At 70.9% G+C, this 16,606-nt stretch carries 20 protein-coding genes; 13 read left to right on the top strand and 7 right to left on the bottom strand.

From position 1 onward, the window contains the following. Positions 1-432 (top strand): MFS transporter (locus tag C1J01_RS08165; RefSeq protein WP_220039794.1); only part of this gene is annotated, 432 nt, incomplete at its 5' end. A 9-nt stretch (positions 433-441) separates the two neighbouring features. Here the strand turns inward: C1J01_RS08165 and C1J01_RS08160 are convergent. Both C1J01_RS08160 and C1J01_RS51135 read right to left on the bottom strand, forming a co-directional pair. Further along, the gene (locus C1J01_RS08160; RefSeq protein ID WP_146615498.1) at positions 442-1,101 is read right to left on the bottom strand and encodes a hypothetical protein; all 660 of its coding nucleotides are present in this window, start codon (positions 1,099-1,101) and stop codon (positions 442-444) included. Between the two features lie 208 nt (positions 1,102-1,309). Continuing rightward, positions 1,310-1,654, bottom strand: a complete 345-nt coding sequence (locus tag C1J01_RS51135; RefSeq protein ID WP_220039793.1) for a response regulator transcription factor — start codon at positions 1,652-1,654, stop codon at positions 1,310-1,312. Between the two features lie 141 nt (positions 1,655-1,795). Here C1J01_RS51135 and C1J01_RS08150 point away from each other — a divergent pair, with 141 nt between their 5' ends. Genes C1J01_RS08150 through C1J01_RS08130 form a run of 5 tightly spaced genes read left to right on the top strand, consistent with a single transcriptional unit; the run spans position 1,796 to position 6,681 of the window. Beyond that, positions 1,796-2,680, top strand: coding sequence for an ABC transporter substrate-binding protein (locus C1J01_RS08150; RefSeq protein ID WP_111177687.1), 885 nt, complete (start codon positions 1,796-1,798; stop codon positions 2,678-2,680). Beyond that, positions 2,671-3,564 carry an amino acid ABC transporter permease gene (locus C1J01_RS08145; protein ID WP_235854323.1) on the top strand — a complete coding sequence of 298 codons (894 nt, stop codon included), beginning with the start codon at positions 2,671-2,673 and terminating at the stop codon, positions 3,562-3,564. Before C1J01_RS08150 ends, C1J01_RS08145 begins: the two co-directional genes overlap by 10 nt. Positions 3,565-3,575: 11 nt before the next feature. Then, positions 3,576-4,328, top strand: coding sequence for an amino acid ABC transporter ATP-binding protein (locus C1J01_RS08140; RefSeq protein ID WP_111177697.1), 753 nt, complete (start codon positions 3,576-3,578; stop codon positions 4,326-4,328). Beyond that, a complete protein-coding gene (locus tag C1J01_RS08135; RefSeq protein WP_111177684.1) occupies positions 4,325-5,914 on the top strand; it encodes an N-acyl-D-amino-acid deacylase family protein in 1,590 nt (529 codons plus the stop codon). The genes C1J01_RS08140 and C1J01_RS08135 overlap by 4 nt, the downstream gene beginning before the upstream one ends. Continuing rightward, positions 5,911-6,681 carry a serine hydrolase gene (locus C1J01_RS08130; RefSeq protein WP_111177682.1) on the top strand — a complete coding sequence of 257 codons (771 nt, stop codon included), beginning with the start codon at positions 5,911-5,913 and terminating at the stop codon, positions 6,679-6,681. The genes C1J01_RS08135 and C1J01_RS08130 overlap by 4 nt, the downstream gene beginning before the upstream one ends. Before the next feature lie 22 nt (positions 6,682-6,703). Here C1J01_RS08130 and C1J01_RS08125 read toward each other — a convergent pair whose 3' ends face one another. Next, positions 6,704-7,615, bottom strand: a complete 912-nt coding sequence (locus C1J01_RS08125) for a LysR family transcriptional regulator (RefSeq protein WP_111177680.1) — start codon at positions 7,613-7,615, stop codon at positions 6,704-6,706. 91 nt (positions 7,616-7,706) lie between these two features. Further along, complete coding sequence (locus C1J01_RS49645; protein WP_181448627.1) at positions 7,707-7,883, bottom strand: hypothetical protein; 177 nt, start codon at positions 7,881-7,883, stop codon at positions 7,707-7,709. 99 nt (positions 7,884-7,982) lie between these two features. On the opposite strand from C1J01_RS49645, the gene C1J01_RS08120 reads away from it, so the two are divergent. After that, on the top strand, positions 7,983-8,723 hold the full coding sequence (locus C1J01_RS08120; RefSeq protein WP_111177678.1) for an isocitrate lyase/PEP mutase family protein: 741 nt from the start codon (positions 7,983-7,985) through the stop codon (positions 8,721-8,723). 158 nt (positions 8,724-8,881) lie between these two features. Further along, the gene (locus tag C1J01_RS08115; RefSeq protein ID WP_111177676.1) at positions 8,882-9,658 is read left to right on the top strand and encodes a class I SAM-dependent methyltransferase; all 777 of its coding nucleotides are present in this window, start codon (positions 8,882-8,884) and stop codon (positions 9,656-9,658) included. A gap of 17 nt (positions 9,659-9,675) precedes the next feature. Here the strand turns inward: C1J01_RS08115 and C1J01_RS08110 are convergent, their stop codons facing one another. Beyond that, entirely contained in the window at positions 9,676-10,533 is an 858-nt protein-coding gene (locus C1J01_RS08110; protein ID WP_111177674.1) for a helix-turn-helix transcriptional regulator, read from the bottom strand. A gap of 86 nt (positions 10,534-10,619) precedes the next feature. On the opposite strand from C1J01_RS08110, the gene C1J01_RS08105 reads away from it, so the two are divergent. Then, a complete protein-coding gene (locus tag C1J01_RS08105; RefSeq protein ID WP_111177672.1) occupies positions 10,620-11,405 on the top strand; it encodes an SDR family NAD(P)-dependent oxidoreductase in 786 nt (261 codons plus the stop codon). Between the two features lie 324 nt (positions 11,406-11,729). On the opposite strand, the gene C1J01_RS08100 is transcribed toward C1J01_RS08105, so the two are convergent. Both C1J01_RS08100 and C1J01_RS08095 read right to left on the bottom strand, forming a co-directional pair. Next, a complete protein-coding gene (locus C1J01_RS08100; protein ID WP_111177670.1) occupies positions 11,730-12,026 on the bottom strand; it encodes a hypothetical protein in 297 nt (98 codons plus the stop codon). Between the two features lie 44 nt (positions 12,027-12,070). Next, the gene (locus tag C1J01_RS08095; protein ID WP_111177668.1) at positions 12,071-12,877 is read right to left on the bottom strand and encodes a class I SAM-dependent methyltransferase; all 807 of its coding nucleotides are present in this window, start codon (positions 12,875-12,877) and stop codon (positions 12,071-12,073) included. A 367-nt stretch (positions 12,878-13,244) separates the two neighbouring features. Here C1J01_RS08095 and C1J01_RS08090 point away from each other — a divergent pair, with 367 nt between their 5' ends. Genes C1J01_RS08090 through C1J01_RS08075 form a run of 4 tightly spaced genes read left to right on the top strand, consistent with a single transcriptional unit; the run spans position 13,245 to position 16,604 of the window. Then, positions 13,245-14,129 carry an ABC transporter ATP-binding protein gene (locus C1J01_RS08090; RefSeq protein WP_111177666.1) on the top strand — a complete coding sequence of 295 codons (885 nt, stop codon included), beginning with the start codon at positions 13,245-13,247 and terminating at the stop codon, positions 14,127-14,129. A gap of 11 nt (positions 14,130-14,140) precedes the next feature. Next, on the top strand, positions 14,141-14,881 hold the full coding sequence (locus C1J01_RS08085; RefSeq protein WP_111177663.1) for an ABC transporter permease: 741 nt from the start codon (positions 14,141-14,143) through the stop codon (positions 14,879-14,881). Further along, positions 14,881-16,002, top strand: coding sequence for a sensor histidine kinase (locus tag C1J01_RS08080; RefSeq protein WP_111177661.1), 1,122 nt, complete (start codon positions 14,881-14,883; stop codon positions 16,000-16,002). Before C1J01_RS08085 ends, C1J01_RS08080 begins: the two co-directional genes overlap by 1 nt. Further along, positions 15,999-16,604, top strand: a complete 606-nt coding sequence (locus tag C1J01_RS08075; RefSeq protein ID WP_111177659.1) for a response regulator transcription factor — start codon at positions 15,999-16,001, stop codon at positions 16,602-16,604. The genes C1J01_RS08080 and C1J01_RS08075 overlap by 4 nt, the downstream gene beginning before the upstream one ends. Positions 16,605-16,606: the final 2 nt, after the last annotated feature.

The following is a 16,606-nucleotide window of genomic DNA, read 5'->3' as shown; positions in this document are numbered from 1 at the left end:
CTGACGGGGTGGCTCGGGCAGGTGGTCTGGGGTACGTGGTCGGACCACGCCGGCCGCAAGTTCGCCATCCGCTTCCTGGTGATCGGGTGGGCCCTGACCCTGCTGGCCATGATCTTCATCACCAGCGCGGCGACCGCGTGGATCATCCTGCTGGCGTGGGGGCTGTTCCGGAACGCGCCGTTCCCCGTCACGTACGCGCTGCTCATCGACTCGGTGCCGAGAGCGGCCGGCACGGCGATGGGCATCATGATCGGGATCGCCCTGGGTGTGTCCGGGGTGCTCGCGGCGGCGGCGTCAGGCTGGATCATCGACCAGTACGGCTTCACCGTCCACTATGTCGTGCTCGCCGTGATCTGCCTGCTCGGCCTCTTCCCTCTGTCCCGGATGACCGAGACCGTGGGGAAGGACGTCCCGGCGGCCGACCAGGCCTGACGCGGCGGCTCAGGCCGGGTCGCGGAAGAGGAAGTAGCCCAGGTGGTCGGCGTGCAGGTGCTGGTGGAACCGCGCGGCCCTCGCTTGAGCCGTCCTGTCGGCGGTGACGGCCGTGAGGACGACGTACCTGTTGGTCGCGTCTGACCGGATCCTGCCGTAGACGTACTTGCCGAGCATCTTGTCCCTGCTCCACTTCACGGCCCGGGAGGAGCTCGCCAGCTGCTGGGCCGTGGCCTTGGCGTCCTTCGCCGTGGGGAAGGACATGATGACCTGGACGGCCGTGAGATGCCCCTTGTAGGCGGAGTACGCCAGCTGCACGGCGCGCTCGCACCCGTTCTCGGCCAGCGTCCCCTGCCGATCGACGGGGGCACAGGAGTCGTACGTCCGGCCGCTCACCTTCTGGGCCTTGAACGCGACGTCGCCCAGGCGGTAGTTCCAATCACCGAACTCGGCGTCGTCGATCGAGGCGTCGGGGCGGGTGCTCGGCTCGGCGGGCTCGGGTGTGGACTTCTTGGCCGGCAGTGCCACAGCGGGGTCCGGGACGGGGCCGTTCAGGTACCTGTACAGGCTGAACGCCAAGCCGCCCGGCAGGAGCACCGCCAGGATCACGATCAGGGTGGTGACCACTCCGGGGTAGTCCCGCGGGTCGGACTGCCGAGAGTATCCCATACTGCAATTTATCACCTCGCGCCCCATCCGCCCCAAAAGTGACCGCCTCTTCGCGGCCGGTGAGCATCACCGTGCAGCGAATTCCTCCGGCCTTACTGTTTCTCGGCAATGAAATCGACCGAAGCCGTAAATCATATTCACCCTTTCCGCGCTCAATTGATGACCCGTTTCTCTTTCACGCGTTCGCCCCCAGAACGCTTGCGCGCGTTCAGACCGAAGGCGGACCAACCCGCTCCCGTAGGCCAGCACCCACGGCCTGTACGCGATCTCGCATCCCGAGCTTGGCGAAGACATGCGCCAGATGGGTCTTGACCGTGGTCTCGGCCACGCCCAGCCGGGCCCCGATCGGCCTCCAGTCGCGGCTCGGCGCTGACGCGTACGGTGACGTGGGTCTGGCGGGCCGGCCACGTGACACCCGCCCGCCCTCTGACGCCCGAACCCACCGGAACCGGCGCCCCAGCGGCGTGACCCCGCGAGGCCCCCATGGGGGGATGGGCGGTGCACGCGGTCGAGCATGGCGCTGACCTGGGCTGATGGTGGTGGCTCTCGGCATCCGGAATGGCGGATACAGCGCCGCCCGCCCCTCCGAGCATCGAGCTTTTCGACGCTGAGGGTCACAAGCGTTCACAACTGTTGGGATCGTCCACTCTCACCGCCACCATGTGCACAACCATTCCGCGAACTGGGAGTTTTCATGACGAAGCGCCTATACGCGGCCGTCGCGGCCGTGCTGATCGTCACGGCGCTCGCGGGCGGGTGCGGACGCTCCTCTTCGGGCACGGACGCGGCCCAGGGCGCCGCGGCGGCCAAGGGCAAGACCGCCAAGGATCTCGTGCCCGCTGACGTACGCGAGCGGGGCGTGCTCCGGTTGGCGACCGCCGAGGGCTATCCGCCGATGGAGATGTACAAAGAAGGCACCCAGGAGCTCACCGGCGTGGATCCCGACCTCGGCGCGGCCATCGCCGCGAAGCTAGGGCTGAAGTCGACCATCTCCAACGCGGCCTTCGACGGGCTCATCCCCGGCCTGCAGAGTGACCGCTGGGACCTCGTGCTCTCCTCCATGAGCGACACCGAGGAGCGCCGGGCCGCCGTCGACTTCGTCGACTACTTCAACGCGGGCGGGGCCGTCATGGTGAAGAAGGGCAACCCGGAGGGCGTCAAGGACCTCGCCGACCTGTGCGGCCGTACCGTCGTGCTCGCCAAGGGCAGCTCCAACCTGGCCATCGGCGAGAAGCAGAACGACAAGTGCGACAAGAAGATGACGATCATGCAGAGCGAGGACGCCCCCACCGGCCTGCTCAGCATCGACTCCGGCCGCGCGGTCGCCACCATCGTCGACTCCCCGGTGGCCGCCATGTACGCCGAGGAGACCGGCAAGTACGAGGTGCTGCCCGGCCAGTACGACGCCGGGCCGTGGGGCATCGCCATCGACCGGCGCGACACCGCCCTGCGTGACGCGGTGGCCAAGGCCATGCAGGAGCTGATCGCCGACGGCGGCTACAAGAAGATCCTCGACACCTACGGCGTGGCCGCCAACGCCGTGCCCGAGGTCATGGTGAACACCAAGCCGTGGAAGTGACCGAACTGCCCGTGGACGCGGTACGGCCGCCGCGCCCCGGACGGTGGCTGGCCGCGGCCGTGGCCGGGCTGTTCCTGATCTGGCTCGCCTACACGATCATCGTCAACCCGAACCTGCACTGGGACGTGATCATCGCCTTCCTCGGTGACGGCAGGATCCTCGGCGGGCTGTGGGTCACCATCCAGCTCACCGTGCTGTCGATGGTGATCGGTCTGGCCCTCGGCGTGCTGACGGCGGTGATGCAGCAGTCGGGCGACCCGGTGCTACGCGGGGCCGCCGCGCTGTACACGTGGTTCTTCCGTGGCACGCCGCTGCTGGTCCAGCTGATCTTCTGGTTCAACATCGGGCTGGTCTTCCCGACGATCGCGATCGGCATACCGTTCGGCGGTCCGAAACTGGTCGAGTGGCAGGCGAACGAGCTGGTCACGCCGTTCACCGCGGCGCTGCTCGGGCTGGCGATCAACGAGGGCGCGTACATGGCGGAGATCGTCAGGGCCGGCATCCGTTCGGTCGACCCCGGGCAGCGGGAGGCGGCCGAAGCCCTCGGCATGTCTCACAGCCAGGTGCTGCGCAGGGTGGTGCTGCCCCAGGCGATGCGGGTGATCGTGCCACCGACCGGCAACCAGTTCATCTCCATGCTGAAGACGACGTCGATGGTGTCGGTCATCGCGGGAGCCGAGCTGCTGACCGTGGCCCAGCGCATCTACCTGGGCAACTTCGAGGTCATCGCGCTGCTGGTGGTCGCGTCGATCTGGTACGTGGTGCTCACCACGATCGCCAGCGTCGGGCAGCACTTCGTCGAGCGGCGGTTCGAACGCGGCCACGGCACGCTGCCTGCCAGGGTGCGCCGCAACCTGCGGCCGTTCGCCGGAGGTGGGGTCTAGTGGACCGTCCCATGGTGGAGATCCGCTCGGTGCGCAAGCGCTTCGGCGCGCTCGAAGTGCTGAAGGGCGTGAGCCTCGACGTGCCCGAAGGCGGCGTGGTGTGCGTGGTGGGCCCGTCGGGGTCCGGCAAGTCCACCCTGCTGCGCTGCGTCAACCGGCTCGAGACGATCGACGCCGGTCGGATCAAGGTGGACGGCGAGCTGATCGGATTCGAGGAGCGCGACGGCCGGCTGCGCCACCTTCCCCCGGCGAGGCTGAACCGGCAGCGCCAGAACATCGGCATGGTCTTCCAGCGGTTCCACCTCTTCCCGCACCGCACGGCGTTGGAGAACGTCATGGAGGGGCCACTGATCGTCGGCGGGGTGTCCAGGGAAGAGGCCCGGCGACAGGCCGAGGAGCTGCTCGACCGGGTGGGCATGGCCGAGCGGGCCGGCCACTACCCGGGGCAGCTCTCCGGCGGCCAGCAGCAGCGGGTGGCGATCGCCCGCAGCCTGGCCATGCGCCCCAAGGTGATGTTGTTCGACGAACCGACCAGCGCGCTCGACCCCGAGCTGGTGCAGGAGGTGCTGGCGGTGATGCGCGACCTGGCGGCCAGCGGGATGACCATGATGGTGGTGACGCACGAGATGGGCTTCGCCCGTGAGGTGGGCGACCACCTGGTCTTCATCGACGACGGCGTGATCGTCGAGCAGGGTGACCCGCGTGAGGTGCTCGCGGACCCCCGCAACGAGCGCTTCCGCGCGTTCCTGGGACGGGTGCTGTGAGACTCGACCTGCTGGTCCGTGGCGGGCTGCTGGTCGACGGCACGGGGGCGCCGCCGCGGACCGCCGACGTGGGCGTGGCCGGGGGGCGGCTGGCCGTACTGCCCGCCGGGTCGGGCGCGGACGCCCGCGAGACCCTGGACGCGTCCGGGCTGGCCGTCGCCCCCGGATTCATCGACGTGCACACCCACTCCGACGGGATCGCGCTGCTCAGCGGCGACCGGGAGCTCGTACGGGCCCCGGTGCTGGGCGGGGTGACGGCCGAGATCTGCGGCAACTGCGGCTCCGGGCTCTTCCCGGCGCTGCCCGAGCGGATGCCGGAGCTGCGGGCCGAGGCGTCCGTCACTTTCGGCGGCGACGTCGGCTTCTGGGAGGACTTCGCCGGGTTCGCCGCGGCGCACGCCGCCGCGCCGCGCGTCAACCACATCACCTCGCTGGTGGGGCACGGCACCCTGCGCGCCGGGGTGCTGGGGCCTGCGGACCGTCCCGCGACCCCCGCCGAGCTGGCGATGATGTGCTCGCTGCTCGACCGGTCGCTCGCCCAGGGGGCCGCGGGCCTGTCCACCGGGCTGATCTACACGCCCGGCACCTACGCGGACACCGACGAGGTGGTCGCGCTGGCCCGCGTCGCGGCCCGCCACGGCAAGCCGTACGTCACCCACCTGCGCGACGAGATGTCGCGGGTCGAGGAGGCCCTGGAGGAAGCCGTGGAGATCGCCCGCCGCAGTGGCGCGGCCCTGCACGTCTCGCACCACAAGACCGCCGGCAAGTACGCCTGGGGCCGCACCGAGCGGACCCTGTCCAGACTGGCCGGGCTGCGCGCCGAGGGCCTCGACGTGACCTGCGACGTCTACCCCTACACCGCGGCCAGCACGCACCTGTCCGCGATGCTGCCGCCCTGGGCGTCCGACGGCGGCACCGCCGCGCTCACCGCGCGGCTGGCCGACCCCGGGCAGCGCGACCGGATGCGGGCCGCGATCGCCGAGGGCGTGCCCGGCTGGGAGAACACCGTGGGCAACACCGGCTGGGACCGCATCGCCGTCGCCCGCGCCCCCCGCCACCCGCACACCGAGGGCCGTACGGTCGCCGAACTGGCTGCGAGGGACGGCCGCGATCCCTTCGACGTGGCCGCCGACCTGCTGCTGGCCGAGCGCGGCGAGGTGGTGATCATCAGCCACTCGATGGTGGAGGACGACGTGCGCCGGGTGCTGGCCGCGCCGTACGCGATGATCGGCTCGGACGGCGTGCCGATGCCGGGCGGGCGTCCCCATCCGCGCTGGGCGGGCACGTTCCCTCGCGTGCTCGGCCGCTACACCAGGGACCTCGGGCTGCTCGACCTGGCGACGGCGGTGCGGAAGATGACGAGCCTGGCGGCGGAGCGGTTCGGGCTGGCCGGGCGCGGGACGATCGTGGACGGGGCGCACGCCGACCTGGTGGTGTTCGACCCGGCCACGGTGTGCGACGGCGCGACCTTCGCCGAGCCGCTGTTGCCGTCGAAGGGCGTGCACACCGTGGTGGTGGCGGGCCGGATCGTGGTACGGCAGGGCGAGGAGACGGCCGCGCGGCCGGGAACGGTGCTGACGCCATGATGATCGCGGTCTCGGTGCCCGGTGAGATCGCGATCAACGACGACGCCGAGCTGCCGCTCGCCAGCGTCGGCAAGCTGCCGCTGCTGGCCACGGTGGCGCGGGCGATCTCCGCGGGCGCGCTGGACCCCGCCGAGCCGGTCGAGCTGCGCGACGAGGACTACGCGGGCGGATCGGGGCTGCTGCGAGCCCTTTCGGGACGCCGGTGGCCGGTCGCCGACCTGGCCCTGCTGACCGCCGCGGTGAGCGACAACATCGCCACCAACGCACTGCTGCGCCACGTCGGCCTGGACCGGGTCGCCGAGCAGTCGCGGGCGCTGGGCCTGTACCGTACCCGCGTTCTCGACCGCATCCGCGAGCCGCGCCTGCCCTCCGACCCGCCTGCCTTCGCCGTCGGTACGGCCGGCGAACTGGCGCGGTTCGCCGCCGCATTGGACGGGCGGGAGGAGTGGACGCGGCTGATGCTCGGCTGGCTGGCGTACAACACCGACCGCGCCCTCGTCCCCGCCCTCCTGCCGCACGACGCCGAGGATCGCCGGTTCGCGGCGACGGCGCCGCCCGGCACGGTGTGGGTGGCCAACAAGACGGGCACCGACGGCGGCGTGCGCGCGGACGTGGGGGTGATGGTCGGCGAACGGCGCATCGGCTACGCCGTCCTCGCGTCCGGGCCGCCGGGAAGCGACCACGAGCTGGTCGCCCGCGTCCGCGAGGCCGGCCTGGACGTCGGCCGGCTCGTCGGAGCCGCCCCGGCCGGGCCCCGCGACCAGTAACGGCTTCCTGGAGGGCACGGCCTCAGCAGGTGGTGCTGCGCAGGCGAGCGGCGGCGTCCAGAAGGTAGTCGAGCAACGACCGCAGGGCCGGGTTCGGGTTGGTCGGCCGTACGGCGGCGCCGATCCGGCGGTGCAGCCGAGGCCCCTCCACCCGGCACACCTGCACGCCCGTGGCCCCGTGAACGCCGAGGCTCGGCACCAGGGCGACGCCGAGCCCGGCCCTGACGAGGCCGAGGGTCACCTCGTAGTGGTCGCTGCGGCAGCGGATCCGCGGGCTGAACCCCTCCAGCGCGCCGGCCCGTTCCAGCACCGAGACGGGAGTGTCGGTGCCATGGGTGGTGATCCACGACTCGTCGGCCAGGTCCGCCAGCCGTACCCTGGCCGCCCGGCCGGCCGGGTGCCCAAGGGGCAGCACCAGTAGCTGGGGCTCCTCCAGCAGGGGAGTGATCTCCACGCCCTCCGGCGGCCGCCACGGATCCAGCCCGTGCTCGAACACCACGAGGACGTCGAGCGCGCCCCGTTCCAGGTCGGGCATCAGCTCGTGCGGCTGCCCCTCCACGAGGTCAAGGTCGACGGCGGGGTGGCGGGCCGCGAACCCCGACAGCGCCAGCGGCAGCAGCCGGTAGCCCGACGAGGCGAAGAAGCCGATCCTGAGCTGGCCGGCGTCGGCCCTGGCCTGGGCCAGGAGGTCCTTCTCCGCGGCTTCGATGAGGTCGAGCACCTCCTGCGCCCTGGTGGCGAGCCGCCGGCCGGCCACGGTGAGCCGCAGGCTCTGCGCGCCCCGCTCGACCAGCCCCACCCCGGCCTCCTCCTCCAGCCGGGACAGCTGGTGCGACACGGCGGACGGCGAGAGCCGCAACGTCCGGGCGGCTCCCGCGATGCTCCCCGTCCTGAAGACCTCCCTGAGAACCCGCAGGCGGTGACTGCTCAACACGTCACCAGTATCCCGCCCACGTGCCGGACATCCCTTTCCCGCCGGCGTCCGTGATCAACGGGCGGCCGGCAGCGCCGCCATCACCCGGGGATCACCACTTGTTCGAGCAGACCCGGATGGTGCGGGCGAGAACGACCGGATCGAGACGGACTTGCTCTTCGGCGCGATCCGACCGTTCGCCGGTGTCGCCGCAGCCGAGGCGGGCGCGGACCCGACGGCGGCCATGGCGACGCCCATCGCGAATCGCGGTGTTGTCGCCGCCCGCCAAGTGGCCGCTGTGCCAGTGCTCACATCGCGGTCCCGTCACGCAGCCTGGCCCGGTTTCGTCGTATCTCTGACGCAACCAACCTGGACGAGGGATGCCCTGATGACGAACACCCGGACAGCTCTGCTCCGCGACCTGCACAAGCCCGGCGACCCGCTGGTCCTGCCGAACGTGTGGGACGTGGCCTCCGCGACCATCGTGGCCGACGCGGGCAATCCCGCCCTGGCGACCGCCAGTGCGTCCATCTCAGCCATGCTGGGATACGACGACCACGAGGGCGCGCCCGTCGACGAGATGCTGGACATCGCGGCCAGGATCATCCGTGCGGTCGACGTGCCCGTGACCGTTGACGCCGAGGCCGGTTACGGCCTGACACCCGCGGAGCTCGTCGAGCGGCTCACCGCCATGGGCGCGGCCGGTTTCAACTTCGAGGAGACCGACCATCGCGCGGGCGGACTGCTCGACGTGGATGCCCAGGCCGCCCGTATCGCGGCGCTCCGGGCGGCGAGCCCCGACCTGGTGATCAACGCCCGGATCGACCTGTTCCTGACCGGCTCCCCCTCGGTGGAGGAGGTCGCCGAACGCGGCCGGCGCTATCTGGAGGCCGGCGCCGACTGCGTCTTCCCCATTCTGGCGCCCTCGGAGAAGGTGGTCGCCGAGCTGGTCAAGGCCATCCCCGGACCGGTCAACGTCACGTGCCTGCCCGGCATGGACCTGGGCAGGCTGGCCGCGCTCGGCGTGGCCCGGATCTCGTTCGGCCCGATGACCTACCTGACGGCGCTGGAGGCCCTCAAGTCCATGACCAGCCGGATCCGGTCGGGCCAGGACCCCTACGCAGCTTGACACCCGCCCCCGGCGCCGTGCCTTCCGGCCGGCGCCGCGGGCACGCCCGGCGGCGATTCCCTCTTGCGGCACGACGCGACGCTATCTATCGTTGCGATGTATCGACTCGATATATCGGGTCAACGGGGCTCCGTAGCCCGGCAGACGCGGGAGATGCGATGAGGCGGATCGACTACGACACGGAGCAGCACCAGAACTACGCGCGCGGCCGTGCGCTGTCCGAGCAGCAGCTGCGGACCTGGATCAGCGCCTTCGAAGCGGTGCTGCCCGAGCGGCGGCCGCTGGAGGGGCTGGACGTCGGCTCAGGGACCGGCAGGTTCACCCCGGCGCTGGCCCGGACGTTCGGCCCGGTGACCGGCGTCGAGCCGTCGGTCCGCATGCGCTCGGTGGCCGAGGAGCAGTCCCGGCATCCCGACGTGCGCTATCTGGCAGGCTCCGCCGAGGACATGCCCGTGCCCTCCGGCAGCGCCGACTACGCTCTCATGTTCCTGTCCTGGCACCACGTCCAGGACAAGCCGCGGGCGGCCAAGGAGCTGGCCAGAGTGCTCAGGCCCGGCGGGCGGCTGCTCCTGCGCGCGAACTTCCGCGACCACCATCCCAGGCCGTGGTGGCTGGACCACTTCCCCCGCGGCTTCGAGGCGGACGCGGCGCTGTTCCAGCCGCTGCACGAGGTCATCGAGATGTTCACCTCGGACGGCTGGCGCGTCGTCAGCTTCGGCATGGTCACCGAGCCGTCCTACGGCACCCTCGGTGACATGCTCGAACGGCTGCGCCTGCGCACCCTTTCGTTCTTCTCGCAGCTCAGTCCCGACGAGCTGGAGGCCGGCTTCCGCAGCCTGGAGCAGGCCGTCGCCGCAGATCCCGGCGCGCCGGCGCCGGTCTTCTCCGAGCCGCTGCTCACACTCGAACGGAGCCGGCCGACGGCACCTCGGTGACCCGCGTCACCACGCCGTCAGCGCGACCCGCTCTCCTTGACGTACTCGGCTCCGAGGACGTTCAGGAGAGCCAGGGCCTCGGCGCCGGTGGATCCCGGCGGCGCGCTGTAAAGGACGAGGTGCTGGTCGCGGTCGGTCAGCGCGAGCGCGTCGCAGTCGACGGTGACCTCGCCGACGACGGGGTGACGGAAGGTCTTCGTGAGCATCGGCGCAGCCGCGACGTCGTGCCGCTCCCAGAGCCGGGCGAACTCGGGGCTGCCCTCACGGAGCTCGTCGACGAGTCCGGTCACCGCGGGGTCGGACGGGTACCGGGCCAGGGCGGATCGCAGCTCCATGACGACGTGCTCCCGGAACTCCGCGGCGTCGGAGACCCCGTACAGCGGCGCATCGGCGCGCGGCGAGTGGAGGAACGCCCGGCGCGCGAGATTGCGGTCCTCCGGGGCGAGCTCGCCGAAGTCCTCCATGAGCGCGGCCGCGAGGTCGTTCCACGCGAGCACCTCGAACACGGCGGACGTCACGAAAGCGGCCGTCTGCGGCAGCCGATCGAGCAGCGCGAGGATGCTCGGGCGGACGTCGCGCCGATGCAGTCCGGTACGGCTCGGCGCAGTGCCCGCGAGGACGTGGAGATGATCGGACTCGGCGGCCGTGAGCCGCAGCGCGCCCGCGATCCCGGCGAGGACCTCGCCCGACGGCCGCGGCGCCCTGCCCTGTTCGAGGCGGACGTAGTACTCGGTGGAGATGTGCGCGAGGACCGCCACCTCCTCGCGGCGAAGACCCGGTGTGCGGCGTCGCGAGCCCGAGGGGAGACCGACGTCCTCCGGCCGGAGCCGCTCACGACGGCTACGGAGGAACGCCCCAAGTTCCTGTCTGTCCATACCTCCAGTCTGCCCACTGCACGGCGACGGATCCTGGTACTGCCTGTGCCTGCATCCGGTCCGGTGGCCCGGCTGACACTGGCGTCATGACGAACAACACCATCGACATCGCACCCGTCGGCCTGCTCACCGGCAAGGTCGTGTTCATCACCGGCGCCAGCCGCGGCATCGGGGCGGCCGCCGCCCGGCTCTTCGCCTCCGAGGGAGCCGCGGTCGTGCTCGCCGCCCGCAGCACCGACGCCCTCGAGCAGATCGTCACCGAGATCCGCGCCGCCGGCGGCGTCGCGGACGCCGTGACAGTGGACCTCGCCGACCGTGCGAGCATCCGCGCGGCGGTCGACCGCGTCGAGCAGCTGCACGGCCGGCTCGACGGCGCCTTCAACAACGGCGCGACGATCCAGCAGCCGGGACCGCTCGACACCACGAGCGACGAGGACATCGACCAGCAGTTCGCCGTGAACTTCCGCGCGCACTGGACCGCCATGACCGCCGAGGCCGCCCTCATGCGGCGGAACGGCGGCGGGGCCATCGTCAACACCTCGAGCATCGGCAGCCGCCGCGCGAACCCCGCCCTCCCCGCGTACGGCGCCATGAAGCGCGCGCTCAACAGCATCACCGAGACCGCCGCGGTGAGCTGGGCCCGTGACGGCATCCGGGTGAACGGCATCACCCCCGGCGGCACCGCCACGGAGATGATCGACACGTGGGAGTCGGCGACCCCGGGCATCATCAAGCGGATCAACGCATCGAGCCCGCTCGGCCGGATGGCCGAGCCTCGCGAGATCGCCGAGGTGGCCGCGTGGCTGCTCAGCGACCGCGCCTCGATGGTGACCGGCGCGAGCGTGCCGGTGGACGGCGGCGCCGGCGCCTGAACCTCCCGTCCAGGTCATCACTTCCGGCCGTACGGATCGTGACGACCTCCGTGGGCACACCATTGTCCACCTCGGTGATGAGAAAGCTGTCCGTACATTCGACGCGCAGACTGTCGAGAGCGCTCGCAAGGAGGACTGCCATGGGGATTTTCTTTCTGTGAGCCGCGCCATGATCCTGGAAAGTCTTCTGTTGGCTATCGCCGTAGGCTCAGTGGTCATGGCGGATGTCGTTATCCGGGTGAAGCCCTGCGAACGCAAGAATCACAACCCAGATACAGAGGGATGCGGCTGGCGGAGTGACCTCCGAATCGAGGGCACCGGTCGTCAGGACAGCACTAGAAGGACTACGAACGGGAGTGGGATGAGGGTAGCCGTACCGAGCCATGCCGCCAGCCTTTGTCCGCGCCCGAGTGGGAGAAACACGTCGACCGCAACCACCAATGCCAACGTGAAAACGCTCGTCACCGCCAGGAGGTACATGACGACGGGCGAGTGATCGAGCGTCGTGTAGTCGCAGTTGACGAGATCAGGCTTGGCCAGGTCTTCCGTGCTCTTGCAGTCCATCGGCATGTACTCGGTCAGCAGCCACCACGCTAGATAGAGCGGGATGATCGCGGGCACGCCACGAGCGAGGTTGGCCAAGGCAGGGCCCCACAGGCCGCGGCCTAGCTGTCCGAGGCCGCATCCGACGGCGGGACCTCGCCGACGAAGACCAGGAAGGCGAGCTTGCCCGCGAAGTGCTGGAAGTCGTCGGTGAACGCCTCACGGAGGACCGGGTCGACCTGGGGCTCGCTGATCGCGCCAAGGCGGAACCCGGCCGCCATGAAGGCATCGGTCATCGCATGCAACGGCCGGCGCCAGAAGGTCAGCGGGAAGGACTGCCCGTCGAACGTCCATGCGTCGGTATTGCTGGTGGTGGAGAAATAGCTGGGCCGAGGATTCGAGGCCAGGTGGTCCACGAAGGGGTGGTTGACCGACACGATCAGCCGGCCGCCGGGCTTGAGCACTCGCCGCATCTCGGCCAGCGTCGGCCCCCAGTCCTCCAGATAGTGCAGCACCAGCGACGCGACCACGTCGTCGAACTCACCATCGGCGAACGGCAGCGGGTCACGCACGTCGACCACCTGCAGAGCCACGTCGTCACCCAGCCGCCGCCTGGCGATCGCCAGCATCCCGGCGCTGGCGTCGATGCCGGTGACGTTGGCACCGCGGTCGCGTAGTGCAGCCGACAGAGGGCCCGAGCCGCAGCCGGCGTCCAGGATCCGGCGGCCGGCCACGTCTCCGACGAGAGCCATGATCGCGGGCCGCGCCCAGTACGCGTTCAGGATGTTGTTCTCGGTCTCCGCCGAGTACGCCTCGGCGAAAGCGTCGTAGTTGTTCACCTGCGCCGGATCTGCGGGCTCGCTTGCGGTCGAAACCCAGTCAGGACGCCCTACGGAGAAATTTTCCGGCGACTCGGGTACGCGTTCCATCGTCGCAGCCTAGCGATCCTTGGCCGCACTTCCGGCTGTTTGTAGAAATTTCCCGACACGCGCCAATCGGCCGTGCGCCACTCGACCATGCCCGACGACCCGGATGATCTCGCGTTATGGGCTTATATTTTCCAATGACATCTCGCCATAGCCGCTATGGCACGTTTGGACGTTCACGGGACTCACATTATTGAGTACGGTCATCAATGTCATTGGCTATGGCAAACACAATTCCTCGTCCAACCCTTCGGCGGCCGGCACGGCGCTGGATGCCCGGACGACCCGCCCGGGCGTGTGACTTTTGTCAGTCCGAAGGCACGACAACGTTCACTAACACCGTGAGCTGGGCGTTTCTAGCGTTGAGGGCATGGAAGCGATCAGCGTTGAAGGCGTGGCCAAGAGCTACGGGAACGTGCGGGCCGTCGAGTCGTTGAGCCTGCGGGTGCCCGCCGGCCAGGTCGTGGCGGTGCTCGGGCCGAACGGGGCCGGGAAGAGCACCACGGTCGGCATGATGCTCGGCCTCATCGAGCCCGATGCGGGGCGGGTCGAGGTGTTCGGGAAGACCCCGGCCGAGGCCGGCGCCGCCGGGTTCGTCGGCGCGATGCTCCAGAACGGCGAGCTGGCCCCGAATTTGACCGTCCGGGAGGTCGTCGGGTTCGTACGGGGCCTGTACCCCGACCCGATGCCGCTGGACGAGGTGCTGGAGCTGGCCGACCTGACCGATCTGGCCAAGCGGCGCACCGGACGGCTGTCGGGCGGGCAGGCGCAGCGCGTACGGTTCGCGATGGCGATCGCGGGCGCGCCGAAGGTGCTGGTGCTGGACGAGCCGACGGCCGCGCTGGACGTGGAGTCGCGGCGGACGTTCTGGGCGGGGATGCGCGCGTACGCGGCGCACGGGCGGACGATCCTGTTCGCCACCCACCACCTGGAGGAGGCCGACGAGAACGCCGACCGGGTGGTCGTCGTCGCGCGCGGCCGGATCGTCGCCGACGGGACGCCCGCCGAGATCAAGCAGCGGGCGGGGGGCCGGGCGGTCCGGTTCACGCTGGGCGGCCAGCCGGCCGCCGGGCTGGAACGGCTGCCGGCGGTGACCACCGTGGAGGTGGACGGCGACGTCGCCACGTTGCACACCGCCGACCCCGACACCGTGGTCGCCGCCCTCTACGGCACGGGCCTGACGGTCCGCGACCTGGAGATCACCACCCCCGCGCTGGAGGACGCCTTCCTCTCCCTGACCGCCGCCAACCGCTGAAAGGCCCCGTCATGCTGAGCTACCTCCATCTCGAACTCCTCCAGGTGCTGCGCAACCGGCAGTACCTGTTCTTCACGCTGGCCGTCCCGGTCGGCTTCTACCTGCTGTGGTCGAGCGTCTTCACCGGCGACCGGCCCGACCCCGTCACCGGCCTGGCCGCTCCGGTGGACATCATGGTCTCGATGGCCTCCTACGGCGCGCTCGGCGCGACGCTGATGACCACGGGCGTGCGGCTGGCCATCGAGCGGCGCAGCGGGTGGCTGCGGCAGTTGCGGGTGACGCCGTTGAGGCCCGGCACGGTGATCGTGGTGAAGACCCTCGCCGCCATGTCGCTGGGGCTGCCCGCCGTGGTCCTGGTCGGGCTGGCGTCGGTGGTGTGGCAGGGCGTACGGCTGGACCTCGCGCAGTGGATCGCGATCACGGCGCTGCTGTGGCTGGGGACGCTGCCGTTCGCGGCGCTGGGCACGATGATCGGGTCGCTGGCCGGGCCGGACGCCGCCCAGCCGATCACCGTCGGGGCCTACTTCGCGCTGGCGATCGGCGGCGGGATGTGGATGCCGTTGTCGGTGCTGCCGCAGTTCGTCCAGGACGTCGCCGGGTGGCTGCCCTCGACCCGGTTCGCCGAGCTGGGCCGGGCCGTGGCCGCCGGGCACGCGCCGTCGGCGACCGCCGGCCTCGTGCTGACCGCCTGGACGCTGGGGCTGGGCGCGCTGGCGGTCGCCGCCTACCGGCGCGCTAGCGTTACGGCCTGATGAACCGACTTCTCAGGGGCGACGCCGAAGGCCCCGAGCTGCTGCAACGGGCCTTCTGGATGACGTTCGGGCTGCTGTTCCTGACCCCGGTCGGGGTGGCGGTGGCCCACTACGAGGGAACGCGGCGCTGGCTGGGCTTGGCGGCCATGGTGGTGTTCGCGCTGGTGTATTACGCGGCGGCGTTCGTGCGGTGGAACTGGGACGATCCGCTCACGGTGCGGTCGCTCGCCGTGCTCGGGACGTTCGCGCTGCTGGCGGCGGGGCTGCCGCCGCTGTTCGGGCAAGAGTGGCTGGGTCTGCCGGTCTACCTGGCGTTCGTGCTGGCGATGACGCTGCCGCAGCGGTGGGCCCCGTTCGGCGTGCTGGGGTCGATGGCGGTGGTGGCCGGGGACGGGGTGCTGATGGGCGCCCCGACCACGATGATCGGCGGGATCGCGCTGATGCTGCTGGCGTTCGGGATGATGATGGTCGCGCTGCGGCACTCGCGGACGTTGGTGGCGCAGCTGCGCGAAGCGCGCGGCGAGGTCGCCCGGCTCGCCGCCGCCGACGAGCGGCTGCGCATCGCCCGCGACCTGCACGACCTGCTCGGCCACAGCCTGTCGCTGATCGTGCTGAAGAGCGAGCTGGCGCGGCGGCTGGCCGAACGCGACCCGGCCCGCGCCGTCACCGAGATCGGCGACATCGAGACGGTGGCGCGGTCCTCGCTGGCGGACGTACGCGAGGCGATCTCCGGCTACCGGCGGCGCGACCTGGGCGAGGAGCTGGACGGCGCACGGGCGGTCCTGGCGGAGGCCGGGGTCGACACGACAGTCCGGATGGCGGGCGCGCCCCTACCGGAGGCGGCCGACGGAGTGTTCGGCTGGGCGGTGCGCGAATCGGTCACCAACGTCATCCGCCACGCCCGAGCCTCCCACTGCGTCATCGAGGTGGGACGCGACGATGACGAGGCGGTCCTGGAGGTCCGCGACAACGGCCGGGCCAAGGGGAAGCACGTTCCTGGCAACGGCCTGAACGGCCTGTCCGAGCGCGTCGCGGCGGAGGGCGGCACGATGGAGTCCGGCCCGCTGCCGGGCGGAGGCTTCCGAGTCGCGGTCCGCGTTCCCGTAGGGTCCGCCTCATGATCAGAGTCATGCTGGCGGAAGACCAGAACATGGTACGGGGCGCGCTGGCGGCCTTGCTCGGGCTGGAGGAGGACCTCGAGGTCGTCGCGGAAGCGGCGAACGGTGACGAGGCGGTCGTCGTCGCCGAACGGGCCCGGCCCGACGTGGCGTTGCTGGACATCGAGATGCCGGGCAAGGACGGGCTGACCACGGCCGCCGAGATCCGGGCGACGGTGCCGGAGTGCCGGGTGGTGATCCTGACGACGTTCGGACGGCCGGGCTACCTGCGGCGGGCCATGGAGGCCGGCGCGTCGGCGTTCCTGATCAAGGACGGACCGGCGCAGGAGCTGGCGGCGGCGATCCGGCGGGTCGTGGCCGGGGAACGCGTCATCGACCCGGCGCTGGCGGCGGCCGCGTTGAGCGCCGGCCCCAACCCGCTGTCGCCGCGCGAACGTGACGTGCTGGCGGCCGGGGCCGACGGGTCCACGATCGCGGACATCGCGGCCCGGCTCCACCTGTCCGAGGGGACCGTCCGCAACTACCTGTCGTCGGCGATCAACAAGGTCGGCGTACGCAACCGCATCGAAGCCGCCAAGGCAGCCGAACGCAACGGCTGGTTGTAGAC

It is taken from the genome of Nonomuraea aridisoli, assembly GCF_003236395.1.
In the GTDB taxonomy this organism is placed as follows: Bacteria; Actinomycetota; Actinomycetes; order Streptosporangiales; family Streptosporangiaceae; genus Nonomuraea; species Nonomuraea aridisoli.
This window is presented reverse-complemented; position numbering and strand designations above follow the sequence as displayed.